Below are 26,147 nucleotides of genomic sequence, written 5' to 3'. Positions count from 1 at the left end.
CGACCGGCTTCGTCCAAGCCGTCTCCCACCTCTCACCAAGGATCCCGTCATGAACCCGAACCGCTCCGCCGATCTGGCGGCTTTGATCTTGCGCGTCGCCCTCGGCGTGCTGTACCTCGCGCACAGCCTGCAAAAGATTTTTGTGTTCACGCTACCCGGCACCGCGCAGTTCTTCGTCTCGCTCGGCTTGCCGGGATGGCTGGCTTATGTGACGACGTTCGTCGAACTGATCGGCGGGATTGCGCTGTTGCTCGGCGTGCAGGTGCGCTGGGTAGCGCTCGTGCTGCTGCCGTTTATGCTCGGCGCAGTCTCCGCGCATTGGCACAACGGCTGGGGATTCGGCTCGCCGCACGGCGGCTGGGAATATCCGGCGTTCTGGGCGGTGACGCTCGTCGTGCAGTCGTTGCTCGGCAGTGGCGCGTTCGCGCTGGGCGGCGTGAAGGCGCCGCGGGCGGTGGTTGCCTGAGGTGCGGCGGGGCGTGGGCGCCGCCGCCTTTAGCCGGCGCCCCTTGAGCCCATCCAGGCAGCATTTCAAAAAGCACGCACCGTCAGGTCGCGTGCTTTTTTGCATCGCAAGCGCGACAGTCGCGTGCCTGCTCCTTCTCCAACCCCTCAATACAACACGATCTGCGTGCAGCGAAACAACGCAATCGTCTTGCCGTTCGCATCGCTCACCGTCGCGTCCCAAACCTGCGTACTGCGGCCGAGGTGCGCGCCTTTCGCCACCGCGCGGATGATGCCCTCTGTGGCCGTGCCGAGGAAGTTGCTTTTCAGCTCGACCGTCGTGAAATTGCGCGCCGTCTCCGGCAGATGCGCGAGGCACGCGTAGCCGCAGGCGGTGTCCGCGAGCCCGATCACCGTGGCCGCGTGCAGAAAGCCGTTCGGCGCGAGCAGTTCCTCGCGCACGGTCAACTCCGCGCTCAACATGCCTTGATCCAGCGACAGCACACGCACGCCCAGCAAGCCGGGCAGCTTGCCCTTCTGGCGTTCGTGCAGGCGTTCGACGGTGTATTCCGGACGGAGCTTGCTCATGGCGGTGGCTTCCTCGAAGGATGGATTCGCTGACGGACGACGCCGATTAGCCATTCGGGGGCTTCGGCCTCGCTGCATTTGTCGATATTATCAACGGCTGGATCGGCGCGCGGACTGAAGCCCAGGCAAATCGGCACATCGGCGCGGCAGCAGGACAGCAGGGCAGCAGGGCAGCAGGGCAAAATCCGACGCATACAGTTGAAGACACACAGCGGCAAACCGGCTGGCAGCGCCCAGCCTTCTTTCCGGGAGTATTCATGACGGTAATCGTGGTGGCGAATCCGAAGGGCGGCGTGGGCAAAAGCACGCTGTCGACGAATCTGGCCGGCTATTTCGCCGCAAACGGCGAGTGGGTGGCGCTCGCGGATCTGGACAAGCAGCAGTCGGCGCATGCGTGGCTGTCGTTGCGGCCCGACACGTTGCCCGCCATCGAAACGTGGGAAGTCAACCCGGAGACGCCTGCCAGGCCGCCGAAGGGGCTCGAGCACGCGATCGTCGACACGCCCGCCGGCCTGCACGGCAATCGCATGAACGTCGCGCTGGAACTGGCGGACAAGGTGATCGTGCCGCTGCAGCCATCCATGTTCGACATCCTCGCCACGCAGGATTTTCTGGAGCGCTTGGCCAAGGAGAAGGCCGTCAGGAAAGGCGCGATCGAGATCGGCGTGGTCGGCATGCGGGTCGACGCGCGCACGCGCTCCGCGGAGCAATTGCACCGTTTCGTCGAGGGATTGAAGCTGCCGGTGCTCGGCTATTTGCGCGACACGCAGAATTACGTGCAGCTCGCGGCGCACGGCCTGACGCTGTGGGACGTCGCGAAAAGCCGCGTGGAGAAGGATCTGGAGCAGTGGCAGCCGATCATCGAATGGACGAACGGCGCCGCGAGGAAGGGTTGAGCGATTGCGGGGCTGGGCGGCGTGGCAATCTTAGGCCGGGCGACGCCGCCCGCGGCTTTCTCAGGTCCAGTTCTGCGTAGGCACGTGGTCGCGGCTACCCTTGACCTTGTTGTTTTCGTCGACGAAAACCAGGTCCGGCTTCCAGCCCGCCTTCAGTTCCGCTTCGTCGACCACGGCGAAGGCCGCGATGATCACGAGGTCGCCCAGTTGCGCGCGCCGCGCCGCCGAGCCGTTCAGCGAAATCATGCCGCTGCCGCGCTCGCCCTTGATCGCGTACGTCGAGAAACGCTCGCCGTTATTGATGTTCCAGATGTCGATCCGCTCGTTTTCGACAATATTCGCCGCTTCGAGCAGATCTTCGTCGATCGCACACGAACCTTCGTAATGCAGCTCGCAATGCGTGACCGCGACGCGGTGAATCTTCGACTTCAGCATGTTGCGTTGCATGGCTAGTCAATCCCTTGTGACTCGTAGGCGCAGTCCAATCGCCTAAGGCAATTTCAGATTTCGAGGTTGTCGATAAGACGGGTCGACCCAAGCTTGGCGGCCGCCAGCACGACAAGTTCGGCGTTCGCGTCTTGCGGACCCGGCGGCAGCAGATTCGAGCGCTTGCGCACCGCGACGTAATCCGGTTGCCAGCCGCGCGCGCTCAGCGCGGCCATCGCCGCGCGCTCGAGCGCCGCGAAGTCGTGTTCGCCGGCGAGCACCGCGTCGCGCACGCGATTGAGCTCGGCGGCCAGCATCGGCGCCTCGGCGCGCTCGGCCGCCTGCAAAAAGCGGTTGCGCGAACTGAGCGCGAGGCCGTCGGCATCGCGCACGGTTTCGGCGGCGATGATGTCGGTCGGCAGCGCGAACTGGTGGCACATGCGGCGCACGATCATCAACTGCTGGTAATCCTTCTTGCCGAACACCGCGACGCGCGGCTGCACGCACGACATCAGCTTCATCACGACGGTGCACACGCCCTGGAAAAAGCCCGGCCGGAATTCGCCCTCGAGGATGTCGCCCAGATCGTGCGGCGGATGCACGCGATACTCCTGCGGCTCCGGATACAGATCGCGCTCGGTCGGCGCGAACAGCACGTAGACGTTTTCCTTCTGCAGCTTCTCGATGTCGGCTTCGAGCGTGCGCGGATATTTGTCGAAATCCTCGTTCGGCCCGAACTGCAGACGATTGACGAAGATGCTCGCCACCACCGGATCGCCGTGCTGGCGCGCGAGGCGCATCAGCGACAGATGGCCCTCGTGCAGATTGCCCATGGTGGGCACGAAGGCCGTGCGATTCTGGCCGCGCAACTGGTCGCGCAATTCATGGATCGAGCTGATGACTTTCATGATCGGACAGGGATTCCTCGCGCGGCGCGAGACTGGGTTGACGCAACGGCCTGGCCGGTTGCGCGGCCCGCGGCCTCACTGGTAATGACAGGTTCGAAGCGCGGGATTGTAGTGGATTTGCCGGCGCGACGCACCGAAATGAGGCCTGATCGGCCACTCGAAATGGGGAGGTGCGGCGCCGCGGTTTCCATGCTGGCCCCGCTGGCGAATGGCTTCGCTAACGGCCTGGCGAATGGCCGGCCCAACGGCCGCGCTTCCGCCCGAAAGCGACGCTCAGGCCGGCAAATAGGCGAGGCGCACATAGATCGGTGCGAACGGCTCCGCCTGCGTAATTTCGACGAGCGATTCCCGGCACAGCTCGAGCACCGCGATGAAGTTCACCACCACCACAGGCACGCCCTTGCCGGTATCGAACAGCTCGGCGAACTCCATGAAGCGTGCGCTTTGCAATTGCCGCAGGATCGAGCTCATGTGCTCGCGCACGGACAGTTCCTCGCGCGAAATCTTGTGATGCTGGACGAGCTTCGCGCGCTTGATGACGTCGGCCCACGCGGCGCGCAGGTCTTCGCTGTTCACGTCGGGAAAGCGCGGCGTGATGCTTTGCTCGATATAGACCTCGGCGCGCAGGAAGTCGCGCCCGAGTTGCGGCAACTGGTCGATGCGCTGCGCGGCGAGCTTCATCTGCTCGTATTCGAGCAGGCGCCGCACGAGTTCGGCGCGCGGGTCTTCGGCTTCCTCGCCGCTGTCCACTTTCTTGACGGGCAGCAGCATGCGCGACTTGATCTCGATCAGCATGGCCGCCATCAGCAGATATTCGGATGCCAGTTCGAGATTGGTCTGGCGCAACTGGTCGACGTAGCCGAGGTATTGCACCGTGACATCCGCCATCGGAATGTCGAGCACGTTGAAGTTCTGCTTGCGGATCAGGTAGAGCAACAGATCCAGCGGTCCCTCGAACGTTTCGAGAAACACCTCGAGCGCGTCCGGCGGGATGTACAGGTCGGTGGGCAGCTTGAAGAGCGGCTCGCCATACAGGCGCGCGAAAGCAATGCCGTCGACGGTGTCCGGCGTCGAATCGGTGGCGGGCGCGGCAAGCGCGGCGTCGGACGAATCCGGCGGCGCGCCGTGTGCCTCGTCGGCGTGACTCATCGGTTGCGCCGGGCGCTTAGAAGTTCTGATAGTACTGGTAAGGCGTCTGTTCGACGCGCGAAGCCTTCTGCTCGGCGCGCTCTTCCAGGTCGATCGGCTGCTTGTCCCACAAGAGCGCCCGGCCGCGGCGCTGCTCGGCTTCCAGCGTGGGCTTCTGCTCCTTGAGCTGATTGAGGAACTGGGTGATGTCCGACTGATACATGGCTCGACGTCCGTGGTTGGGGAAACGGCGGCTTCGCTGGTCTTCGTGCGGATGCCGCATCTATTTCGCAATTTTAGCGCATGCGCCGCGCGCGGTCGAAAAACCCCGTCGACGGCGCACGCATCGTGGCCGATGTTGCGCGTTGCATGCGTGGCTGGAACCGCGCGCCGTATGGCGCGTCAAAGGCGGGCGCGTCCGCCTCGCGGGATGCGTCTGCGGCGGGAATCGGCAGCGCGTTCAAGCTTGTGTTCGGGCGTGCGTTTAGAGATAGCGCGCTTCCGCCGATGTGGTCAAATAGCGAGCTTCGGCGGCACTGCGCGCCCGAACGAAAAATTCATCAACCATGGCCGGAGGTCCTGCTTGGCGGGGTGTGCGATCGAAAAGCCGCTGGAGCGGCGCGGTGAACGCGGCGCGCGGGGTGCAGCGCAGCGGCGCGCGTCGGCCGGCAACGCGGCGCTGCGGCGCTGGCTGCGCGCGTGGCTTGCCGCCGCCGTGCTGCTGCTGACGCTCGCCGGCGGGCCCGCTTACGCGGCGCGCGCGGCGGCGAGCTACAAGGTCGACGTGGAAGCCTCGCCGCGCTCGCTGCGCAAACTCCTCGAAGAGCATCTGGATATTGCGCGCTTCGCGAAGCGTCCCGACATCAGCGAGGATCAGTTCGAGTTTCTGATCACCGCGACGCCGCAGCAGGTGCGCGATCTCGCCGCGACGCAGGGCTACTTCACGCCGGTCGTGCGCACCGACGTGCGCACCGTCGACAACGCGAAGCGCGTCACCGTGAGCGTCGATCCAGGCCCGCAAACCACCATCAGTTCGATCTCGCTGTCGTTTCGCGGCCCGGTGCTGACCGAGGACCCGGAGCAGGAAAACACCGCGCGCTTCGCATTTTCGCTGCACGAAGGCGATCCGTTTTCCCAAGGCGACTGGGACGACGCGAAGAACGCATCGCTGAAGGCGTTGCAGGCGCGCCGCTATCTCGGCGCGAAGATTTACCACTCGGAGGCGCGCGTCGATCCGCGCACGCACGAGGCGAAGCTCTCCGTCGCCTATGAAAGCGGGCCGACCTTCACGATGGGTAAGCTCGACGTGTCGGGCACGCGGCGCTATCCGGAGCAGATCGTCGACAACGTCAATCCGATTTCGGTCGGCGATATTTACGACGTCCAACGCATCACCGAATTGCAGCGGCAGTTGCAGAACACGCCGTACTACGCGAGCGTCGCGATCGACGTGGACAGCGACCCGGCCAAGCCGGCCGAAACGCCGCTGCATGTGAAGGTGTCGGAATATCCGTACAACAGTATTCGCGGCGGCGTCGGCTATTCGACCGATAACGGCGCGCTCGTGCAGGGCGCGTACTCGTATCTGAATACGTTCGGCAAGGCGTGGCCGTTCACCATCGACGGCCGGGTCGATCAGGTGCAGCAATACGGCCAGATCCAGCTTGCGATGCCGCCGGGCCCGCGCGCATGGACCAATAGCGTGCTCGCTTCCTACACGACGACAGATGTTTCCGACACGCGCATCTACAGTATCCGCGGCGGTGTGCAGCGCACGCGCACGTCGCAATTCATCGACTACAACTACGCGCTTCTGTTCTACCAGGATCGGCTCGATCAGAACGTCGGCCCGCCGACCACGAGCCGCGCGCTGGTGCCGACCTGGTCGTGGACCCGGCGCAATACCGACGACCCGCTGTTTCCGCGCAAAGGCAATCTGATCCACGTCGAGGCCGGTTTCGCGGTGAAGGGCGTGCTGACCGACCAGACGTTTATCCGCGGCTACGCGCGCGGCCAGCAGTACCTGCCGATCGGCAAGCAGGACCTCGTGGTATTTCGCGCGGAACTGGGCGGCGTGTTCACGAGCGGCAGTTCGAGCGGCATTCCGGCCTCGCTGCTGTTTCGCGCGGGCGGCTCGAATTCGGTGCGTGGCTATAGTTACCAGAGCATCGGTAACAACGTTCAGGGTTCCGTGCTGCCGACCAAATATCTGCTGACGGGGTCGGCGGAATATCAGCACTGGTTCACGCACGACTGGGGCGCGGCCGCGTTCTTCGACGTCGGCACCGCCACCGACACCTGGGGCGAAAGAGTGTTTTATCCGGGCGTGGGCGTCGGCGCGCGCTGGCGCAGCCCGGTCGGTCCCGTCAACGTCGACGTGGCCTACGGCATCCGCAACCGAAGCGTGCGGCCTTATCTGACGCTTGGGATCGCCTTCTGATGGAAACCTCCTTTTACCCGAACCGCGCATGACCACGGACGTTTCCGCCCAACCTCCCGCGCCGCCGCCCGGCAACGAGCCGCCCGGCGCCGCCGGACAACCCGGCGCGCCGCAGCCGCCTGGGAAGCGCCGCGGCGCCGGCCGTCTGCTGCTGAAGACGCTCGGCTGGATGGTCGTGGTGCTGGTGTTGCTGCTCGTTCTGGCGCTGGGTCTCGTGTACGGCGCGCTTACCACCGAGCGCGGCACCGCGTACGCCTGGCAGGCGGCGGTGCGGCTGCTGGGCGGCAAGCTGAGCGGCACGCTCGAAGGCGGCGCGCTGGCCAACGGCGTGCGGCTGCGCGCAGTGCGCTGGCGCGCGCTGGACGGCAGCGGCACCGACATTCAGATCGACCGCGTGTCTGGCCGCTGGGGACTCACGCGCGAACCGTGGCGCTTCACGATCGACTATCTGCATGTCGGCACCATCGACGCGCGCATCGGCGCATCGTCGCCGAGCAGCAATGAACCGCTGAAGCTGCCGCAGGACCTGCGCTTGCCGATGCAGCTCGAGATCCGCGATGTGCAAGTCGACAGCCTGCTGCTGCGCCAGGGCACGTCGACGAGCGAGTTTTCGCACTTCGCTTTTCATGGCCGCAGCGACGGACGTCATCACGAGGCCGCGGTCGAGCGCCTGGATACGCCGTTCGGCGGGGTGACGGCGTCGGCGAGACTGGACGGCGTCAAACCGTTTCCGCTGACGGGCGATGTCGGTTACTCGGGCAAGGTCAACGACGAGGCGGTGCAGGTGGGCGGGCATCTGAGCGGGTCGCTGGAGAATGTGCTCGCCGAACTCGACGCAAGCGGGATGAAGCTCGCCGGGCACGCGCAAATCGAAGCCACGCCGTTCGCCGAGGTGCCGCTCAAGCGCGCGACGCTGACGTTCGATCACGTCAATCCGCAGGCGTTCGCGCCGGGCGCGCCGCTCGCGGATCTCGCCGTGAGGGCGGAGTTGCAGCCGGTGGGGGCGGGGGCGGGTGCGAGCAGTGTGAACGGCGCGAGCAGCGGAAACGGCGCGACCAGCGCGAACGGCGCAACCAGCGCAAACAGCGCAAACAGCGCAAACAGCGCAAACAGCGCAAACAGCGGAGCGGGCCGTGACGGCGCCGTGCATGCCCCAGGCTCCCCCCATCGCCCCAACGCCAGCAAAAAAACCAGCCCGTTCGCCGTCGCAGGCCATATCTCGATCGTCAACGCGCGTCCCGGCGCGATCGATCAGAACCTGCTGCCGCTCATCGACGCCAACGCCGACGTGCGCCTCGACGCCGACGCGCAGCGCATCTCGAACCTCGCCGTCCGCCTCGTGAAGAACGCGACGCTCACAGGCGGCGGCGCGCTCACCGGCAAGCGCGGGCAGTTCGACCTGCAGGTCGCCGGCCTCGACCTCAACGCACTCCAGGCGACCGTGCGGCCGACGCAGCTTTCCGGGCCCATCGCCATCCGTCTGAATGACGACATTCAGAGCGTGACGCTCGATCTCGCCGACCCGAAAGCGGCGTTGCGCGCGCAAGGCAAGCTCACGATGGACCCGGCGCGGCTCAGCTTCAACGACGTGCGCATCACCTCGGGCAAGGGCCGCATCGAACTGTCCGGCGCGCTCAAGCACGACGCCAATTCCAGCTACAACCTGAAAGCGCAACTGACCGACTTCGACCCGTTGACGCTGACCTCGCAGATGCCGTCGCGCACGCCGGTCGCCGCGTCCTCTGGACCGCAGCGCGCGGCCAAAGGCAAGCAGGCCGCCGAAGTGTCCACCGAAGCTGCCGCACAAGCCGGCAGCACCGCGGGCGCAAAAAGCGCGGCTCCGGCCGACAAGGCGGCTGCCGCCGTGAAGAACACCGGCAAGGCCGTCGTCAAAAGCGAGGTCATGCAGCGCAAGACTCCCGCGCCGAAACGCGCCGCGCCGCCCGCGCGCAAGATCGAGGCGAAGGTCAACGGCACCTTGTCCGCGACCGGCGTCCTGGCTCCGGGCTTCACCACCAAGGCCGAATTCAAACTGGGCCCGAGCGTCTACGACGGCCTGCCGCTGACGGGCGGCGGCACGATCCAACTGGCCGGCTCGCGAATCCTGCCGAGCCGCGCGAACCTGTCGGTGGCGGGCAATCAGGTGGACTTGCAAGGCAGCTTCGGCGCGCGCGGCGACCGCTTGCGTTTTCATATCGACGCGCCCGCGCTCGAGCGCCTCGGCTTCGGCCTCGCCGGAATGATTGCCGCCGACGGCGATCTCACCGGCTCGTTCGACCATCCAAACGTCGTGCTGAACTACAAGGCCGACAGCGTCGTGTTGAGCAGCAACCGCATCGGCCACGCGGAAGGCCACGCCGAAGTGCGCGACGGCGCGAACGGCGCGCTCGTCTTCACGACGGATGCGCGCAACGTGAGCGCCGGCGGCGTCGATCTCGCCACGCTCACCGCGCGCCTGACCGGCACGCGCGCCAATCATTCGCTCGAAGCAGCCGCGACCGGCAAGCTGCAGGATCGGCCGCTCGATCTGACGCTCGCGGCCAACGGCAAGCTCACCGAAGCACGCGACGGCACGCGCTGGGACGGCACCGTGACGCGTCTGCAAAACCGCGGCACGCCCGCGTTGAATCTCGAGTCGCCGCTTGCCGTGAGCGCCGGGCCGCGCCACCTCACGCTCGGCGCGACGCGGCTCACGCTCGAAGGCGCGGTGCTGAGCCTGAAGTCGTTCGCGTTCGATCACGGCCGCGCGCAATCGGCGGGCACGCTGACCGGCATTTCGCTCGCGCGTCTGCAGGACTTGCGGCGCGAGATCACCGGCGCGCCGCCGGCGGTGAGGACCGATCTGATCTTCGACGGCGACTGGGACTTCGCGCTCGGCAGCACCGCAAGCGGCCATATCCAACTGAAGCGGCGCAGCGGCGACGTCACGGTTGAAATCGGCCGCGGGCTGGCATCGCTCGGCATTACCGATATGGCCGCGCGCGCCGAGTTCAGCGGCGGCAATCGTCTGAATGCGACGCTGCACGCGCAGGCGAGCCGCATCGGCGTGATCGACGCGGATGCGCACACCACGCTCGTCGCGCGCGACGGCTTCTTGACCGTCGACGAAGAGAGTGCGCTCAGCGGCAATGTGAGCGCCAACGTGCCGTCGCTGAAAACCACCGGCGGGCTGTTCGGCCCGAGTTATCTGCTCGACGGCCATCTCGCGCTGAAGCTCGCGCTCGGCGGCACGGTGGCCAAGCCCAATCTGACCGGCTCGCTGCTCGGCGACGAGCTGTCGGCCACGCTCGTCGATCAGGGCGTGCAGTTGAAGGACGGCATCGTGCGGATCGCGCTGTCGCACAATCTCGTGGACTTCCAGCAGGTCGAGTTCCACGGCGCGAGCGGCACCTTGCGGGCCACGGGCCGCGTGCGCCTCGACGGCGCGGAGCCGGATCTGACGGCGAGCATCGTCGCCGACAAACTGGAGTTGTTTGCCGCGCCGGACCGCAATCTGTCGCTGACGGGCAGCGCGACCGTCGCGAACGCGGGTGCGCAGGGCGGCATGGCGATCAACGGCAAGTTTGTCGTCGATCACGCGCTGTTCGACATGCCGGAGCAGTCGGCGCCCAAGCTCGGCGACGACGTGGTCGTGGTGCGCCCGGACGGCACCGTGGCCGGCGAGCGGCCGCGGCCGGTACCCGGCAGCAACAAGCCGATCGGGCCGTTCGCGCCGCGCGCGAACATCGACATCAGTCTCGGCAACAGCTTCCGCTTTCGCGGGCAAGGCGCGGATCTTGGCCTGACCGGCACCATCACCGCGATGAGCGCGCCGAATCTGCCGCTGCGCGCGGTCGGCAACGTCCGCGTGACGCCGGGCTCGACGTATACCGCGTTCGGCCGCAAGCTCAACATCGAAAACGGCTTCTTCACGTTCAACGGACCGGTGGCGAATCCGGGCCTCAACATTCTGGCCATGCGCCGCAATCAGCAGGTCGAGGCGGGCGTGCAGGTGACGGGCACGGTTCAGTTCCCGGTCGCGAAGCTCGTGTCCGAGCCGAACGTGCCGGACAACGAGAAGCTCTCATGGCTGCTGTTCGGCCACGGTACGGACCAGGGCAATAACCTCGGCCAGCAGAGCACGATGACGACGGCGCTCGCGTTGCTCGGCAGCGCGAGCGGCAAGCGGATTGCGCAGACCTTCGGGCTCGACGAGTTTTCGATTGGACACAGCGAAGTCGGGCTCACCGATCCGCAGGTGGTGATGGTGTCGAAGGCGATCAACGAATGGCTCGTGATCGGCTATGAGCAGGGCTTGCAGTCGGCGAGCAACGCGATCAAGGCGACGGTCAATCTGACGCGCTACTGGTCGGTCGCGGCTTATGGCGGCACGTTCGACGGACTCACGTTGCTCTACACGCGGCGCTACGACCGGATCAAGTGGTGACTTTTTCGCAGGCGTAAAAAACGGCACGTCTTTTGAGGACGTGCCGTTTTTGTTTGCCGGGCGAGAGCGTGGTGCGGAAAAGCCCGCTGCCGGTTTTACTTCACCCGCATGCCCGGCTTCGCGCCGCTGTGCGGCTCGAGCACGTAAAGGCCCGGTTCGGCTTTCTCGTCCGCCGCCGATGCCGCCAGCACCATGCCTTCGGACAAACCGAACTTCATCTTGCGCGGCGCGAGGTTCGCGACCATCACCGTCAGCTTGCCGATCAACTGCTCCGGCTGATACGCGGACTTGATGCCGGAGAACACGTTGCGCGTTTTCTCTTCGCCGACATCCAGCGTGAGTTGCAGCAGTTTGTCCGAGCCTTCCACCGCCTTGCAGTCGACGATCTTCGCGACGCGCAGGTCGATCTTCGCGAAGTCGTCGATTGAGATGACGTCCGGCGTTTCGTCGTGCGCGCCAGCGGCTGCTGTGAGTGCTTTGGCAGCCTTCGACTTTGCCTTCGCGTCCGCGGCGGACCCAGCCGTTTCCGGCGTGGCCTGCAGCGAGTCGCGATTGGCCGCGATCAGCGCTTCGATCTGCTTCGGATCGACGCGCGTCATCAGATGTTTGTACGCGTTGATCGGGCGCGCGGAGCTGAGCGGCACGTTGGCGTCGGCCCACACCAGCGGCTCGATACCGAGAAAGCCTTCGACGGCTTCGGCGAGCTTCGGCAGCACCGGCTTGAGCGCAAGCGACAACAGGCGGAACGCCTCGATGCTCACGCTGCATGTTTCGTGCAGCGCGACGGCGTTGGCCGGGTCTTTCGCCTGGTCCCACGGCTTGGCGGTATCGACGTAGGCGTTCACCGCGTCGGCCAGTTCCATGGTCTGACGCAGCGCGCGGCTGTACTCGCGCGCCTCGTAATGCGCGGCGATTTGCGGGACCGCGGCGCGCAGCGAAGCGAGCAGCGGATGCTGCATCGCGCTGTCCTGCACACGGCCGTCGAAGCGCTTGATCAGGAAGCCCGCGGCGCGGCTCGCGATGTTCACGTACTTGCCGACCAGATCGCTGTTCACGCGCGCCTGGAAGTCGTCGAGGTTCAGGTCGAGGTCTTCCATCGTGCTGTTCAGCTTGGCGGCGAAGTAGTAGCGCAGCCATTCTGGATTCAGCCCCGTGTCGATCACGCTTTGCGCGGTGATGAAGGTGCCGCGCGACTTCGACATCTTCGCGCCGTCGACGGTCAGAAAGCCGTGCGCGAACACGTTGGTCGGCGTGCGGTGGCCCGAAAATTCGAGCATGGCCGGCCAGAACAGCGTGTGGAAATACAGAATGTCTTTGCCGATGAAGTGATACTGCTCGGCCGTCGAACCCTTGCGGACCCACGCGTCGAAGTCGAGCCCGCGCTTTTGCGCGAGATTCTTGAAGCTCGCGTAGTAGCCGACCGGCGCATCGAGCCACACGTAGAAATACTTGCCCGGCGCGCCCGGAATTTCGAAGCCGAAATAGGGTGCGTCGCGCGAGATGTCCCAGTCGGCGAGCTTGGCTTCGCCGGCGTCGCCGAGCCATTCGCGCATCTTGTTGGTCGCTTCGGGTTGCGCAAGGCCGCCCACCCACGCGCGCAGGAAATTCTCGCAGCGCGGGTCGGACAGGCGGAAGAAGTAGTGCGTCGACGTCTTGCGGATCGGCGTGGCGCCCGACACGACCGAATACGGATTGACGAGCTCGGTCGGCTGATAAGTCGAGCCGCAGACTTCGCAACTGTCGCCGTACTGGTCTTTCGCGCCGCATTTCGGGCACTCGCCCTTGATGAAGCGGTCGGGCAGGAACATTTCCTTGACCGGGTCGTACGCCTGTTCGATGTCGCGCGCGTCGATCAGGCCCGCCTCCTTCAGCGCGAGGTAGATGTTCTCGCTCAGGACGCGGGTCTCTTCGGAATCGGTCGAATAGTAGTTGTCGAACGAAATGCCGAAGCTGTCGAAGTCGCGCTTGTGCTCCTGCCACACGCGGTCGATCAGTTGCTTCGGCGTTATGCCTTCTTTTTCCGCGCGCAGCATGACCGGCGTGCCGTGCGTGTCGTCGGCGCCCACGTAGTAGACCTCGTGACCGTGCATTCGCAGCGCGCGGACCCAGATGTCCGTCTGGATATATTCGACCAGATGGCCAATATGGATTTGCCCGTTCGCGTAAGGAAGGGCCGACGTGACGAGAATCTGGCGGCGGCCCGACGGCGCGCCTGCGATGAGATCGGTAGCGGGTGCTGACATAAGGATGGTGGGAGCCTGCGGTGGGACGAAAGGTCGATTCTAGCAGGCGGACGCCCACCGGGCGCGGGCTCGCGCGGAGCCGGACGCGGAGCGGGATGCGAAGCCGGAGTCATGCCGCGCTGCACCGGGCGATGCGAAAAGCGAGCGCCCAAAAAAAAACCGGGGCGATTAACCCCGGAGCAACAACGACAAGAGGAGAATGGTGACGCGGCGGCTTCGCCAGCCACGTACCGTAAAGACAGACAGCGGATTTTCGCGAGAGTTCGAAATTTTTTTCGTCCTCGTGCGAGATTTCCCGCGATGCATCTTTTACGGCTGGATCATGGCCCGGCGCACGTCGACGCCAGGCGCGCGGGGCCCGCCTGCGGCCCCATTTCTCCTGCGCTTTCGCGCGCTGTCCTTATTGCGTCGTGTGCTGAGCCGTGGCGCGCAGATAGATTTCCACGCGACGGTTAGCGGCACGGCCGGCTTCGGTGTTGTTGTCGGCGATCGGCTGGTTCTGGCCCATGCCTTCTGCCGACAGGCGTTGCGGCGCGACGCCGCGTTGCGCCAGATAGCCCGTCACGCTTTGCGCGCGGTTGACCGACAGCGTCTGGTTGTACGCCGGCTGGCCGGTGCTGTCCGTGTGGCCGACCACTTGCGCGATCACTTCAGGATTCTGCTGCAGCGTTTGCGTGAGCTGATCCAGAACCGGCGCGAACGACGGCTTGATCGCGTAGCTGTTCGTGTCGAACGTGACCGAGCTCGGAATGTTCAGCTTGAGCGAGCCGTCCGGCTGCTCGGTGATCTGCGTGCCGGTGCCCTTGGTGGCGCCCGACAGCTTGTTGTGAATGGATTGCCAGTTGTAGCCGGTAATGCCGCCCACCGCAGCGCCGACGCCGGCGCCGATTGCCGCGCCCTTGCCGCCGCCGAAAATCGCGCCCAGCGCCGCGCCGGTGCCGGCGCCCACGCCCGTGCCGACGGCCGTGTTGGTGCCTTGCTGGCTAGCGCAGCCTGCCAGCAAGGAGCCGGCAACCGCGAAAACAGCCAGGCGAGTCATGATTTTTGCATTCATTTTTAAGTCCTCTTGAGTGAAGCGAATGACGCGCATGAAGCGCGCAGGTAAAGCACTCCGCAGCGTTGCGTCTGGATCAAGCCTGGACGGCGAACGCGGCGGGAGCCAAGCAGACTGCTCATCGAGACGGAACCCGGGCGTCAACCCAGGGCCGCTCTTCAGTCCCGGTCCGACAGTGAAGAAGGGTCTTCCGGCAGCGCACGACGCGAGCCACTACAATAAAGCCTGGCGCGCAGCGATGCGGCCCCACGGCCGTCCGCCTGCCCGAAGGGTGCCCGGCAGGCCCGGTTTTCGCAATGCTGCCTAACAATTTCTTGCAAATTCCGGCGCGTGGACGGGACTTCGATTCCGCCGCGCCGCGAGTGTTCCCTCGGAGTGTCAATGAGTATCGATCGGGCTTTGGTCGACGCTGCGCTCGCAGCCGTCGCTGACCCTAACACCGGCCGGCCGTATGCCGCTGCCAGGAACATCAAAAACGTAACCGTGGAGGGTGACACGGTTAGCGTCGCGGTGGTACTCGGCTATCCGGCCATGCGCCAATTCGACGCGATCCGCAAGCAGTTCGACGACGCGCTCAAGGCCGTGCCGGGCGTGGCCGGGACGCGCGTCGAGGTATCGCAGGAAATCGCCGCGCATACGGTGCAGCGCGGCGTGAAACTCTTGCCGAACGTTAAAAACATCGTGGCGGTGGCGTCGGGCAAGGGCGGCGTCGGCAAGAGCACGACCGCGGTCAACCTGGCGCTCGCGCTGGCAAGCGAAGGCGCTTCGGTGGGCATACTCGACGCGGACATCTACGGGCCGTCGCTGCCGTTGATGCTCGGCATCGAGGGGCGCCCGGAATCGCCGGACGAGAAGACCATGAATCCGATGACGGGTCACGGCCTGCAGGCCAACTCTATCGGCTTCCTGATCGAACAGGACAATCCGATGGTCTGGCGCGGCCCGATGGCCACCTCCGCGCTCGAACAGTTGCTGCGGCAGACCAATTGGCGCGATCTCGACTATCTGATCGTCGACATGCCGCCGGGCACCGGCGACATCCAGTTGACGCTCTCGCAGCGCGTGCCCGTGACCGGCGCCGTGATCGTCACGACGCCACAGGACATCGCGCTGCTCGACGCGCGCAAGGGCCTGAAAATGTTCGAAAAAGTGGGCATTCCGATTCTCGGCATCGTCGAGAACATGGCCATGCATATCTGCTCGAATTGCGGCCACGAAGAACATATCTTCGGCGCCGGAGGCGGCGAGCGCATGGGCAAGGAATACGGCGTCGACGTGCTCGGCAGCCTGCCGCTCGACATTGCGATCCGCGAGCAGACCGACTCCGGCCGGCCGACGGTCGTGGCCGATCCGCAAGGGCGCATCGCGGACATCTATCGCACGATTGCGCGGAAGATGGCAGTGCACATCGCGGAACGGGCGCGCGACATGACCTCGAAGTTTCCGAACATCGTGGTCCAGAACACCTGAGGCGCCCGAGCGGCGGCGGGCGCAACGCTCTATTTGCGCCTTCTCTCGCGGTATCATGTCGACTTCACAAGTTCGGCTCGGCGGCCGCAGGGGCGGCCACCAGGCCGGCAAGAGGATCGCATGGGAAAACGAATCGACGGGCAGGCGGTGCATGCGTTCATCGTCCTGACTGCCTGCAGTGTGCTGTTATGCGGCTGCAGCGCGTTCCTGAGACCACAGGAAAAGCGCGCCGACGCGCAGTTGCTGCCCACCGTGGGCAATCAGGCGCGCGGCCTCGTGACGTTCATCGAGCGCTCAGACGGCGTGCAGGTGACCTACAACCTCTCGGGCTTGCCGCCCAATAGCGATCACGCGCTGCAAGTCCACGAGTGCGGCGACTGCAATGCGACCGACGGCTCGAGCGCCGGCCAGATATTCTCGCCGGCCGCCGAGCGTCTGAAAGCAGGCGCGCGCGTGGAAGGCGATCTCGGCAACATTCATGCGGATGCGAACGGCGTGGCAACCGGCTTCATCGTCGCGCCGGACGTGTCGCTCGACGGTATCCGTTCGGTCCTGCAACGCGCGGTTCTGCTGCATCGCGATCCCACCGATCCTTACGCGTATCCGCAGCATGGCGCCGGTCCGGCGCTCGCGTGCGGCGCGATCCGGCAATGAACGATCGCATGACGGGCCGCGCGCTTGTCCATTCGCGGCGCCTTCGTGGTCCGCATTCGTGGCCCGCATCCGCGGCAGCATCTTCGTGATCGCGTAAAATAAGCGCCTTTCGTCGCGGCGTCCGGCTGGCGTTATCGTCAACAGGACTCGCGGGCGGCTTCGTCCGGGCGCGCTAGCAGCCTTCCCGCCGTCACGGCAATGCGCGAAACCGGCCGCAAGGCGGCCGGCGCACACCGGGCGGTTATCCGTCACACCTCTGTTATTCACGTCGAGCAGCGTTCACCTATGACCATCAAATCCGACAAGTGGATCCGGCGCATGGCCGAGTCGCACAAAATGATCGAGCCGTTCGTGCCCGATCAGGTTCGCGTCTCCGAAGACGGCCGGAAGATTGTCAGCTACGGCACCTCGAGCTACGGCTACGACATTCGCTGCGCCGACGAATTCAAGATCTTCACGAACATCAACTCGACCATTGTCGATCCGAAGAATTTCGACGAGAAATCGTTCGTGGACTTCAAGGGCGACGTCTGCATCATTCCGCCGAATTCGTTCGCGCTCGCGCGCACGGTCGAGTATTTCCGCATTCCGCGCTCGGTGCTGACCGTGTGCCTCGGCAAGTCGACGTACGCGCGCTGCGGGATCATCGTGAACGTCACGCCGTTCGAGCCGGAATGGGAAGGCCACGTCACGCTCGAATTCTCGAATACGACACCTTTGCCTGCGAAAATCTACGCGAACGAAGGCGTCGCCCAAGTGCTGTTTTTCGAAAGCGACGAGATTTGTGAAACGTCGTACGCGGATCGCGGCGGCAAATATCAAGGTCAGCACGGCGTCACGTTGCCGAAGACCTGACGCCGGCAGCGCATCGACCCACCAGGTACACAGGGTGACCGCTGCAATTTATCGAATGCAGCGGTCGTTCTTTTTGGAGAATCGCCCATGAAGTTCCGTTTTCCCGTCGTCATCATCGACGAAGATTTCCGCTCCGAGAACATCTCGGGTTCCGGCATCCGGGCTTTGGCCGAAGCAATCGAGAAAGAAGGCGCGGAAGTGCTCGGGTTGACGAGCTACGGCGATCTGACTTCGTTCGCGCAGCAGTCGAGCCGCGCGTCGTGCTTCATCCTTTCCATCGACGACGACGAGCTGCTGCCGTACGTCGAAAACGTCGTGGTCGAAGGCGAGACGCCGGAACTCGCGGCGGCCATCGTCGCGCTGCGCGCGTTCGTGACCGAAGTGCGCCGCCGCAACGCGGACATTCCGATTTTCCTGTACGGCGAGACGCGCACGTCGCGCCATTTGCCGAACGACATCCTGCGCGAACTGCACGGCTTCATCCACATGTTCGAGGACACGCCGGAGTTCGTCGCGCGCCACATCATCCGCGAAGCCAAGGTGTACCTCGATTCGCTCGCGCCGCCGTTTTTCAAGGAACTGGTGCACTACGCGGAAGAAGGCTCGTACTCGTGGCACTGTCCGGGCCATTCGGGCGGCGTCGCGTTTCTGAAGAGCCCGCTTGGGCAGATGTTCCATCAGTTCTTCGGCGAGAACATGCTGCGCGCCGACGTCTGCAATGCGGTCGACGAACTCGGTCAATTGCTCGATCACACGGGCCCGGTTGCGGCATCGGAGCGCAACGCCGCGCGCATCTTCAGCGCGGATCACGTGTTCTTCGTGACCAACGGCACGTCGACGTCGAACAAGATCGTCTGGCACGGCACGGTCGCGCCGGGCGACATCGTGCTGGTGGACCGCAACTGCCACAAGTCGATCCTGCACGCGATCACGATGACCGGCGCGATTCCGGTGTTCCTCACGCCGACGCGCAACAACTTCGGCATCATCGGTCCGATTCCGCGCAGCGAATTCGAGCCGGAAAACATCCGCAAGAAGATCGCGGCGAATCCGTTCGCGCGCGAAGCGCTCGCGAATAATCCGAACCTGAAGCCGCGCATTCTGACCATCACGCAAAGCACGTACGACGGCGTGATCTACAACGTCGAGATGATCAAGGAGATGTTGGGCGAATGGCTCGACACGCTGCATTTCGACGAAGCCTGGCTGCCGCACGCCGAGTTCCACGAGTTCTATCAGGACATGCATGCGATCGGCGCGGGCCGTCCGCGCATCGGCGCGATGATCTACGCGACGCATTCCACGCACAAGCTGCTGGCCGGCATTTCGCAGGCTTCGCAAATCGTCGTGCAGGATTCGAAGAACAGCCGCTTCGACAAGCATCGCTTCAATGAAGCGTATCTGATGCACACGTCGACGAGCCCGCAGTACGCGATCATCGCGTCGTGCGACGTGGCCGCGGCGATGATGGAAGCGCCAGGCGGCACGGCGCTCGTGGAAGAGTCGATTGCCGAGGCGCTCGACTTCCGCCGCGCGATGAGCAAGGTCGACGCCGAATACGGCGACGACTGGTTCTTCAAGGTGTGGGGCCCCGACCAGTTCGCGGAAGAGGGCATCGGCTCGCGCGAGGACTGGATGCTGCGCCCCGACGATTCGTGGCACGGCTTCGGCCCGCTCGCCGAAGGCTTCAACATGCTCGACCCGATCAAGGCGACCATCGTCACGCCGGGTCTCGACATGAACGGCGATTTCGGCGAGACCGGCATTCCGGCTGCGATCGTCACGAAGTATCTGGCCGAGCACGGCATCATCGTCGAGAAGACCGGCTTGTACTCGTTCTTCATCATGTTCACGATCGGCATCACGAAGGGCCGCTGGAACTCGATGGTGACCGAGCTTCAGCAGTTCAAGGACGACTACGACAACAACCAGCCGTTGTGGCGCGTGCTGCCGGACTTCGTCGCATTGCATCCGACGTATGAGCGCGTCGGGTTGCGCGACTTGTGCCAGCAGATTCACAGCGTCTATCGTGCGAACGACATTGCGCGCCTGACCACCGAGATGTACCTGTCGAGCATGGAGCCGGCGATGAAGCCGTCGGACGCATTCGCGAAGCTCGCGCATCGCGAGATCGACCGTGTGCCTATCGACGAACTCGAAGGCCGCGTCACGTCCATTCTGTTGACGCCGTACCCGCCGGGCATTCCGCTGCTGATTCCGGGCGAGCGCTTCAATAAGACCATCGTCAACTATCTGCGCTTCGCGCGCGAATTCAACGAGCGGTTCCCGGGTTTCCACACGGACATCCACGGACTCGTCGGCGAAATGATCAACGGGCGCATCGAATATTTCGTCGATTGCGTGCGCGTCTGACGATGCGATCGACGTTGCTCGCGCGGGCTGTCATCTGTGCGCTGCTGCTTGGCGTCGCGCCGCTCGCGGCGCGCGCCGAAGTCGCCGCCGCCGATCCGATCGACGCGGCCATGCGCACCTGTCTTGCGCGCAGCGATATGTCGTCGACGGCCGGGCAGGTGCAGTGCATGGAGACGGCGCGCATCGGCTGGAAGAGCGCGCTGGATAACGCATGGCAGCAGTTGCAGGGCGAGTCGCCGCAGACGCGCCGCAAGCAGTGGCAGAAGAGTCAGGCGAGCTGGCAGGCCTGGCGCGATGCCGACACGCAACTGCTCGCGGCGGTGTTCGCCACCACGCGCGGCACGATGTATGTGCTTGCCGCCGCCGATATGCAATTGCAGCCGGTGCGCGACCGCGCGCTCGTGCTGCGCAGCGCGGCGGCAGATGCGAGCGCAGGTGGGCAACCTAAGGCCGGTCGTTCGCGGAGCGGCCGTGTGCGCGCCTGTGCCGCCGACGCGCGCTGCGAACACGCGATGTTCGACATGAACCGCTACTACCGTCGTCTGCAAGCGAAAATGCCGGCGCGTTCGCGTTCCACGCTGACGCGCGCGCAAAAGGCGTGGACCGCTTATCTGAACGCAAGCACGCCTTTGGTCGACGAGCGGGGCCGCATCGACATCATCGGTGCGCGTGTGGCGACGCTCAAGCGCTTGTCGGAAACGGTCGGCAACGACTAGGCTTCTGCGCGCGCAGAAGCCGCCTCATCGAGACGAGAGCTTCAGGTCAACGCGTAGCTGTCGGCTTGCAGATCGGGCAGCGCGACCGCGGGTTCGCCGCGCAGATCGCGCAGTGCGTCTTCAATGGTGAGCGACATGGTGTGCAGCGCGAGGTCGTTGTCGTCGGTGCCGAACGGCTCTTCGATTTGCGACGCGATCGCTTCGTGCGCCATGAACGTGTACGCGACGAACACCGCGAACACCGGCGTAAAAATGCCGATGCTGTCGACGAGTCCGAACGGCAGCGACGCGCAGAAGAAGTAGACCGTGCGGTGAATCATCACCGAGTAGGCAAACGGCAGCGGCGTGGAGGCAATGCGCTCGCATCCGCCGATCACATCCGACAAGCCATTCAGATTCCGGTCGAACGCGAGTACGGCCATCGGATCGATTGAGCCTTTTTGCGCCTGGCGCTGCACCCATTCGCCGAGAACCAGCATCAATGTCGCCGGTTGGTAGCGCGACGCCATCACGCGTTCGAACAGCGCGGGCGGCAGGCGCGCGGCGAGGTCTTCGCGCGGATCGCTTTTGCGAAGCTGATGCCGCAGCGCATGCGGCAACGCGCCCAATGCGGCGCAAAATTCGGCCGCGTCTTCTTTGGGCAACGGCGTCGTTCGCAAGGTCAGCGCCTGACGAATGAGCGAACGCGCGTCGTTCAGCAGTTGACCCCACAGCTTGCGCGCTTCCCACCAGCGGTCATAACTGGCGTTGTTGCGAAAGCCGAGAAACACTGCGAGAGCGATGCCGACGAGCGAGAACGGCGCAGTCGTGTTGAGGTTCAGCGAGATGGGCAGCAGATGATCGTGCGCTGCGACCGCAACGATCGAGATCGCGAAAATGAGGAACAGCCGGGGAAGCAACTGCGGAAGCACCGAGCCGCGCCACGCAAGCAGCATGCGGAACCAATGGAGATGCGGACGGATGATCATCGGTGTGCTGTGCCATGAGCGATGGAGTTTCTATTATCGCTTGTTGTGCGAGTCGCGCGATTGAAGCGCAGGCTCGCACGGGCAATGCTTCAGCAGAAAGCATGAAGGCCACGCCGTAGCGTGGCCTTCATGCAAGCCTCAATCTGCAAACGTCAATCGCGCGCCGATGAAGCCGCGCCGTGACTGAGCCAGTCGAGTACGGCGGTTGCGTCGTCGTCCGCGCCTTGACGCGCTTTCGCCACCGTTTCCGCGACGTCCGCGCTCGGCACGGCCCGGCGAATCGCCACGCCGACCGCGAGAATATCGATCATCACCAGATGCAGGATGCGCGAGATCATCGAGAGTTGCGACTCGCGAATCTCGATGTGATCGGTTTCGAGCGCGACCGTCGCGCGCTTGGCCAACGGCGTGTTGCTCGACGTGATCGCGATCACTTTCGCGCCGGCCTGCATCGCGACATCGAGCACGCGCAGCAACTCGGGCGCGCGGCCCGACTTCGACACCGCGACGATCACGTCGCCCTTGCCGAGCAACGCAGCGGAAGCCGCCTGCATGTACAGATCGCCGTAAGCAATGGTCGGAATGCCGAAGCGGAAGAACTTGTAGTGCGCGTCCTGCGCGACGATGTTCGAATTGCCGAGGCCATAGAACTCGATACGACGCGCGCCGTTCAACAGATCGATTGCGCGTTCCACCTGCTCGAAGTTCAGATGCTCGCGCAATTGCAGAATCGCCGACACGGTGTTGTCGAGCACCTTCGCGCCGAAGTCGGTCGCGGTATCGCCGAGATGCACCTGGCTATGGCTCACCGGAATTGTGCCGGTCAAGCCGGTGGCGAGCTTCAGCTTGAAATCCGACAGTCCCTGGCAGCCGAGCGAACGGCAGAAGCGGATCACGGTCGGCTGACTCACGTCGGCCTTGCGCGCGATGTCGACGATCGGATCGTTGATGATCGAGCGCGGGTGGTTCAACGCGAGATCGGCGACGCGGCGCTCGGCCGGCGTCAACGCGTCGCGCATCTGGCGAATCCGCTCGAATACCGCCGACGAACTGCCGCCCGCGCGATTCGACAACTGTTCGGCGAGAATCGCGGACACGCCGAGAAAGGCCGGATATTCCGCGGTGATCACATAGGTCGGCACGTTCTGCAAGTACGCCTCGAAGCGGCCCTTCGCCTCAAAGCGCTTGCGAAACGACGAGCGCGCGAAGAAGTCGCCGAGCCGCGGCACCACGCCGCCGCCGATGTAAATGCCGCCGAGCGCGCCCAGCGTCACCGCGATATTGCCTGCGAACGTGCCGAGAATCCCGCAGAACACATCGGCGGATTCGGCGGCGAGCGGCTCGCCTTCGAGCGCGCGCTTGACGATCTCGCGCGTGTCGACGTTGGCCGCCACGCGCTTCTTGTCGCGGCCCGCGAGCGCACGATAAATCACTTCCATGCCGGGGCCCGCGGCCACGCGCTCGAACGACACATGCGACCACTTCTTGCGCGCGTAGTGCAGCACGATGTCCTCGCGCTCGTCGGCGGGCGCGAAGGTGGCGTGGCCGCCTTCGCTGCCGAGCGCGATCCAGCGGTCGTCGGCGGGAATCAGACCCGAGACGCCCATGCCGGTGCCCGGACCGAGCAGGCCGATCACGCTATTCGGGCGGCGCGTGCCGCCGCCGACCTGCACGCGCTGCGCGTCGGTGAGGCCCGGCAAGGCCATCGCCAGCGCGGTGAAGTCGTTCACGACCAGCAGCGTGTCGAAGCCGAGCGCGCGGCGCGTCGCTTCGATCGAGAAGGTCCAGTCGTGATTCGTCATGCTGACCTGATCGCCGTCGACCGGGTTCGCAATTGCAATGGCCGCATGATTCACGCGGCCGATCTTCATGTCCTTCAGATACTTCTTGATGACCTCGGCAACACCGGGATACTCCGCGCACGGATAGACCTGCACCGAGCCGATCTCGCCCGGTCCGGTTTCGAGCGCGAAGCGCGCGTTCGTGCCGCCGATGTCGGCGAGAAGCCTCGGTCCATCGGCGTGCTGGCCCGCGCCCGGAGCAGCCTTAGTTTGCACACCAGTAGACATCGAGTCTCACTCCCTTGTCGTTCGCCAACTGCGAGATGGCATTTTTTTGTAGCGAAGAGGCGGCGGCGTTCAGCACATCCATCTTGCGCGGTCCTGCGATCAGCAAATACAGGTGCTTCACTTCCTTCAACGCGGAAAGCGACCAGCTCACGCGCGCATGCGGCGCGCTGCCGGGATGCACGGCGACGAAGCGCTCGCGCGTGGTGATCGCGTGATCCCACTCGGGTGCGTCGGCGAAGATCGACGCGGTGTGGCCGTCTTCGCCCATGCCGAGAATCGCGACGTCGGGCGCATTGGCAAAACGCGCGTCGGCGTTCAGCGCGGCGACGTGCGAATGCAGGTCCTGCGATGTGTCGGCGAGCGGCCAGAAGGTCGCGTTCTGCGCGGCGTTCTGCAGCAGCGTCGCGTGCGCGAGCTGCGCGTTGCTCGCGCTGTCCGTCTCGGGCACCCAGCGGTCGTCGACGAGGGTCACGGCGATGCGCGCCCAGTCGAAGCTTTGCGTGGATAACGTCTGCAGGAACGGGCGCGGACTGCTGCCGCCCGAAACGGCGAGCAGCGCCGGGCGGGCCGCAGATGTCGTGGTGGACGTACCGGCCGTGGACGCGCCGGCAATACCGGCGTCCGACGTTGCCGCCTGGGCGGCCAGCGATGCATGTAGCGCGTCGCCGACTGCCTTCGCCAACGCGTCGGATTGCGCGCGTTGATCGTCGAAAGCGTGAAGCTCGATCACTTCTCCTCCGTGCTGCTTTTTTGTTAGCGCGGCGACCAGCCGCCGCGAATCAATTCTCTTCTTCGAGCCAGCAGGTGCCGTGCTGCGCGAGCATCGCGCTCGCCGCGGCAGGACCCCATGTGCCCGACGCATACGGCTTCGGCGGTTTGTTCGAAGCCTTCCATTCGTTCAGAATCGGTTCGACCCAGCGCCACGCGGCTTCCTGTTCGTCGCGCCGCACGAAGAGGGCGAGACGCCCGTTGATCACATCGAGCAGAAGACGTTGATACGCTTCCATCTGCCCTTCGCGGAAGAACTGGTCGAACGCGAGATCGAGGTGAACGCTGGCGAGGTTCATGCCTTCGCCCGGCTGCTTCGCGAGACAGTAAAGACGGATGGTCTCGTTCGGCTGCAAGCGGATCACCAGACGATTCGCGCCCGCGCGCAACGCCGATGCGCCCAATGCCGAATGCGGCACCGAGCGGAAATTCACGACGATTTCCGCGACGCGATCGGCAAGCCGTTTGCCGGTGCGCAGGAAAAACGGCACGCCCGCCCAGCGCCAGTTTTCTATCTCGACCTTCAGCGCGACGAAGGTTTCGGTCGTGCTGTTCTGCTTCACGCCGGGTTCGGTCGCGTAGGCGGGCACGGCGTTGCCGCGAATCACGCCCGAATGATACTGGCCGCGCACCGCAACCTTGCCGATGTCGAGCTGATTGATGGGCTTGAGCGCGCGCAGCACGCGCAGCTTTTCGTCGCGCACCGAGTCGGAGTCCATCGAATGCGGCGGCTCCATTGCGACGATCGAAAGCAGTTGCAGCAAATGGTTCTGCACCATGTCGCGCAGCGCGCCGGTATTGTCGTAGAAATCGCCGCGCGCTTCGACACCGAGTTCTTCCGCGATCGTGATCTGGATGCTTTCGACCCACTCGCGGCGCCACAGCGGCTCGAACAAAGCATTGCCGAAGCGCAGCGCGAGCAGGTTCTGCACGGGCTCTTTGCCGAGGTAGTGGTCGATGCGGTAGATCTGTTCTTCCGCGAAGATTTCGCCGACCGCGTCGTTGATTGCATTCGACGACTTCAGGTCGTAGCCGAGCGGCTTTTCGAGCACGATGCGCGCGTTTTCATTGAGCCCCACCGACGCGAGCGCGCGGCAGATCGGCACGAACAGCGACGGACCCGTAGCGAGATAAAACACGCGGATGCCGGGCAAGTCCTTCACCGCATCGCGCAGCAACGTGAAGTCTTCGGGATTGCCCAGGTCGATCTTCACGAACTCGATGCGTTCGAGAAAACTCGCCCATGCCGTTTCGTCGACACCGTTCTTCGATACATGCGGCTTGACGTGCTCGTTGACCCACTGAAGATATTCGCCGCGATCCGCTGCGTGGCGCGCGACCGCGACGATCTTGCCGCTGTCGGCCAGCATGCCGCCCGCACGGTGTGCTTCAAACAGTGCGGGGAGAATCTTGCGCATCGACAGATCGCCGGTTCCGCCGAAGAGAACGAAGGTGAAACTTGAATCGGTTTGCATGAGTCTCCGTCGATGTCCTGGGGCCGCCGCGCCAACCGCTCGCTCCTCGCGAACAGGCGACCGTAGTCCGATAAAATATTTTTTGACACTGAATTGTAGTTTAACTACAATCCAAATCAAGAGGTAGCGCTAATTCGATGAAAAAAGCGTGCGCTGCATGTCAGTTGCACGTTTCGCGAATCGGCCAACGTCCCCTGCATGTTAACGGACATTGCAAACGGACATTGCATTGCCGGCATGGGCCAG

20 protein-coding genes are annotated in these 26,147 nt (G+C 64.6%); 9 read left to right on the top strand and 11 right to left on the bottom strand.

All coding sequences use genetic code 11. From position 1 onward, the window contains the following. Positions 1-49: 49 nt before the first annotated feature. Positions 50-466, top strand: a complete 417-nt coding sequence (locus tag P0D87_RS16745; RefSeq protein WP_053857679.1) for a DoxX family protein — start codon at positions 50-52, stop codon at positions 464-466. A gap of 146 nt (positions 467-612) precedes the next feature. On the opposite strand, the gene P0D87_RS16740 is transcribed toward P0D87_RS16745, so the two are convergent. Next, positions 613-1,032 (bottom strand): PaaI family thioesterase, encoded by a 420-nt coding sequence (locus P0D87_RS16740; protein ID WP_006048529.1) that lies wholly within the window; start codon positions 1,030-1,032, stop codon positions 613-615. A 257-nt stretch (positions 1,033-1,289) separates the two neighbouring features. Between P0D87_RS16740 and P0D87_RS16735 the strand changes: the two genes are divergently transcribed. After that, positions 1,290-1,928 (top strand): ParA family protein, encoded by a 639-nt coding sequence (locus tag P0D87_RS16735; RefSeq protein ID WP_006048528.1) that lies wholly within the window; start codon positions 1,290-1,292, stop codon positions 1,926-1,928. A gap of 60 nt (positions 1,929-1,988) precedes the next feature. Here the strand turns inward: P0D87_RS16735 and panD are convergent, their stop codons facing one another. The 4 genes from panD to P0D87_RS16715 all read right to left on the bottom strand — a co-directional run bounded on the left by panD (position 1,989) and on the right by P0D87_RS16715 (position 4,613). Then, complete coding sequence (panD, locus tag P0D87_RS16730; RefSeq protein ID WP_053857680.1) at positions 1,989-2,375, bottom strand: aspartate 1-decarboxylase; 387 nt, start codon at positions 2,373-2,375, stop codon at positions 1,989-1,991. 53 nt (positions 2,376-2,428) lie between these two features. Continuing rightward, positions 2,429-3,262 carry a pantoate--beta-alanine ligase gene (panC, locus tag P0D87_RS16725; protein WP_006048526.1) on the bottom strand — a complete coding sequence of 278 codons (834 nt, stop codon included), beginning with the start codon at positions 3,260-3,262 and terminating at the stop codon, positions 2,429-2,431. 273 nt (positions 3,263-3,535) lie between these two features. Next, on the bottom strand, positions 3,536-4,411 hold the full coding sequence (locus P0D87_RS16720) for a segregation and condensation protein A (RefSeq protein WP_029971130.1): 876 nt from the start codon (positions 4,409-4,411) through the stop codon (positions 3,536-3,538). Between the two features lie 16 nt (positions 4,412-4,427). Beyond that, positions 4,428-4,613 carry a DUF3460 family protein gene (locus tag P0D87_RS16715; RefSeq protein WP_029971131.1) on the bottom strand — a complete coding sequence of 62 codons (186 nt, stop codon included), beginning with the start codon at positions 4,611-4,613 and terminating at the stop codon, positions 4,428-4,430. Positions 4,614-4,973: 360 nt separating this feature from the next. Here P0D87_RS16715 and P0D87_RS16710 point away from each other — a divergent pair, with 360 nt between their 5' ends. Next, positions 4,974-6,830, top strand: a complete 1,857-nt coding sequence (locus tag P0D87_RS16710) for an autotransporter assembly complex protein TamA (protein WP_053857681.1) — start codon at positions 4,974-4,976, stop codon at positions 6,828-6,830. 28 nt (positions 6,831-6,858) lie between these two features. Next, positions 6,859-11,256 (top strand): translocation/assembly module TamB domain-containing protein, encoded by a 4,398-nt coding sequence (locus tag P0D87_RS16705; protein WP_408636957.1) that lies wholly within the window; start codon positions 6,859-6,861, stop codon positions 11,254-11,256. 95 nt (positions 11,257-11,351) lie between these two features. Here P0D87_RS16705 and metG read toward each other — a convergent pair whose 3' ends face one another. Together metG and P0D87_RS16695 are read right to left on the bottom strand one after the other, a co-directional pair. Next, a complete protein-coding gene (gene metG / locus P0D87_RS16700; RefSeq protein ID WP_053857683.1) occupies positions 11,352-13,499 on the bottom strand; it encodes a methionine--tRNA ligase in 2,148 nt (715 codons plus the stop codon). Between the two features lie 400 nt (positions 13,500-13,899). Continuing rightward, positions 13,900-14,553 (bottom strand): YiaD family glycine zipper/OmpA-like lipoprotein, encoded by a 654-nt coding sequence (locus P0D87_RS16695; RefSeq protein ID WP_006048521.1) that lies wholly within the window; start codon positions 14,551-14,553, stop codon positions 13,900-13,902. Positions 14,554-14,934: 381 nt separating this feature from the next. Here P0D87_RS16695 and apbC point away from each other — a divergent pair, with 381 nt between their 5' ends. From apbC to P0D87_RS16670, 5 genes are all read left to right on the top strand, one after another. Then, entirely contained in the window at positions 14,935-16,023 is a 1,089-nt protein-coding gene (gene apbC, locus P0D87_RS16690; RefSeq protein WP_053857684.1) for an iron-sulfur cluster carrier protein ApbC, read from the top strand. Positions 16,024-16,143: 120 nt separating this feature from the next. Beyond that, the gene (locus P0D87_RS16685) at positions 16,144-16,677 is read left to right on the top strand and encodes a superoxide dismutase family protein (protein ID WP_408636956.1); all 534 of its coding nucleotides are present in this window, start codon (positions 16,144-16,146) and stop codon (positions 16,675-16,677) included. A 285-nt stretch (positions 16,678-16,962) separates the two neighbouring features. After that, entirely contained in the window at positions 16,963-17,532 is a 570-nt protein-coding gene (gene dcd, locus P0D87_RS16680) for a dCTP deaminase (protein WP_006048517.1), read from the top strand. An 87-nt stretch (positions 17,533-17,619) separates the two neighbouring features. Then, positions 17,620-19,905 (top strand): arginine/lysine/ornithine decarboxylase, encoded by a 2,286-nt coding sequence (locus P0D87_RS16675; RefSeq protein WP_006048516.1) that lies wholly within the window; start codon positions 17,620-17,622, stop codon positions 19,903-19,905. 2 nt (positions 19,906-19,907) lie between these two features. After that, a complete protein-coding gene (locus P0D87_RS16670) occupies positions 19,908-20,621 on the top strand; it encodes a lysozyme inhibitor LprI family protein (protein ID WP_053857685.1) in 714 nt (237 codons plus the stop codon). Between the two features lie 41 nt (positions 20,622-20,662). On the opposite strand, the gene P0D87_RS16665 is transcribed toward P0D87_RS16670, so the two are convergent. From P0D87_RS16665 to zwf, 4 genes are all read right to left on the bottom strand, one after another. Then, positions 20,663-21,589 carry a bestrophin family protein gene (locus tag P0D87_RS16665; RefSeq protein WP_029971138.1) on the bottom strand — a complete coding sequence of 309 codons (927 nt, stop codon included), beginning with the start codon at positions 21,587-21,589 and terminating at the stop codon, positions 20,663-20,665. A gap of 152 nt (positions 21,590-21,741) precedes the next feature. After that, positions 21,742-23,658, bottom strand: coding sequence for a bifunctional transcriptional regulator/glucokinase (locus P0D87_RS16660; RefSeq protein WP_006048513.1), 1,917 nt, complete (start codon positions 23,656-23,658; stop codon positions 21,742-21,744). Beyond that, positions 23,636-24,388: a 6-phosphogluconolactonase gene (pgl, locus tag P0D87_RS16655; protein WP_053857686.1), complete on the bottom strand. Its 753-nt coding sequence runs from the start codon at positions 24,386-24,388 to the stop codon at positions 23,636-23,638. Before pgl ends, P0D87_RS16660 begins: the two co-directional genes overlap by 23 nt. A 49-nt stretch (positions 24,389-24,437) precedes the next feature. Continuing rightward, positions 24,438-25,901, bottom strand: a complete 1,464-nt coding sequence (zwf, locus tag P0D87_RS16650; RefSeq protein ID WP_006048511.1) for a glucose-6-phosphate dehydrogenase — start codon at positions 25,899-25,901, stop codon at positions 24,438-24,440. Positions 25,902-26,147 lie beyond the last annotated feature (246 nt).

This window comes from Paraburkholderia sp. RL17-368-BIF-A (assembly GCF_046054045.1).
Lineage (GTDB): Bacteria > Pseudomonadota > Gammaproteobacteria > Burkholderiales > Burkholderiaceae > Paraburkholderia > Paraburkholderia graminis.
The sequence above is the reverse complement of the archived record's forward strand: the minus strand, read 5'-3'. Positions and strand labels throughout refer to the sequence as shown.

Coding starts and splice junctions, on each gene's coding strand:
- P0D87_RS16745 (WP_053857679.1), top strand. CDS start 50: ATGAACCCGAACCGCTCCGCCGATCTGGCGGCTTTGATCTTGCGCGTC.
- P0D87_RS16740 (WP_006048529.1), bottom strand. CDS start 1,032: ATGAGCAAGCTCCGTCCGGAATACACCGTCGAACGCCTGCACGAACGC.
- P0D87_RS16735 (WP_006048528.1), top strand. CDS start 1,290: ATGACGGTAATCGTGGTGGCGAATCCGAAGGGCGGCGTGGGCAAAAGC.
- panD (WP_053857680.1), bottom strand. CDS start 2,375: ATGCAACGCAACATGCTGAAGTCGAAGATTCACCGCGTCGCGGTCACG.
- panC (WP_006048526.1), bottom strand. CDS start 3,262: ATGAAAGTCATCAGCTCGATCCATGAATTGCGCGACCAGTTGCGCGGC.
- P0D87_RS16720 (WP_029971130.1), bottom strand. CDS start 4,411: ATGAGTCACGCCGACGAGGCACACGGCGCGCCGCCGGATTCGTCCGAC.
- P0D87_RS16715 (WP_029971131.1), bottom strand. CDS start 4,613: ATGTATCAGTCGGACATCACCCAGTTCCTCAATCAGCTCAAGGAGCAG.
- P0D87_RS16705 (WP_408636957.1), top strand. CDS start 6,859: ATGACCACGGACGTTTCCGCCCAACCTCCCGCGCCGCCGCCCGGCAAC.
- metG (WP_053857683.1), bottom strand. CDS start 13,499: ATGTCAGCACCCGCTACCGATCTCATCGCAGGCGCGCCGTCGGGCCGC.
- P0D87_RS16695 (WP_006048521.1), bottom strand. CDS start 14,553: ATGAATGCAAAAATCATGACTCGCCTGGCTGTTTTCGCGGTTGCCGGC.
- apbC (WP_053857684.1), top strand. CDS start 14,935: ATGAGTATCGATCGGGCTTTGGTCGACGCTGCGCTCGCAGCCGTCGCT.
- P0D87_RS16685 (WP_408636956.1), top strand. CDS start 16,144: ATGGGAAAACGAATCGACGGGCAGGCGGTGCATGCGTTCATCGTCCTG.
- dcd (WP_006048517.1), top strand. CDS start 16,963: ATGACCATCAAATCCGACAAGTGGATCCGGCGCATGGCCGAGTCGCAC.
- P0D87_RS16675 (WP_006048516.1), top strand. CDS start 17,620: ATGAAGTTCCGTTTTCCCGTCGTCATCATCGACGAAGATTTCCGCTCC.
- P0D87_RS16670 (WP_053857685.1), top strand. CDS start 19,908: ATGCGATCGACGTTGCTCGCGCGGGCTGTCATCTGTGCGCTGCTGCTT.
- P0D87_RS16665 (WP_029971138.1), bottom strand. CDS start 21,589: ATGATCATCCGTCCGCATCTCCATTGGTTCCGCATGCTGCTTGCGTGG.
- P0D87_RS16660 (WP_006048513.1), bottom strand. CDS start 23,658: ATGTCTACTGGTGTGCAAACTAAGGCTGCTCCGGGCGCGGGCCAGCAC.
- zwf (WP_006048511.1), bottom strand. CDS start 25,901: ATGCAAACCGATTCAAGTTTCACCTTCGTTCTCTTCGGCGGAACCGGC.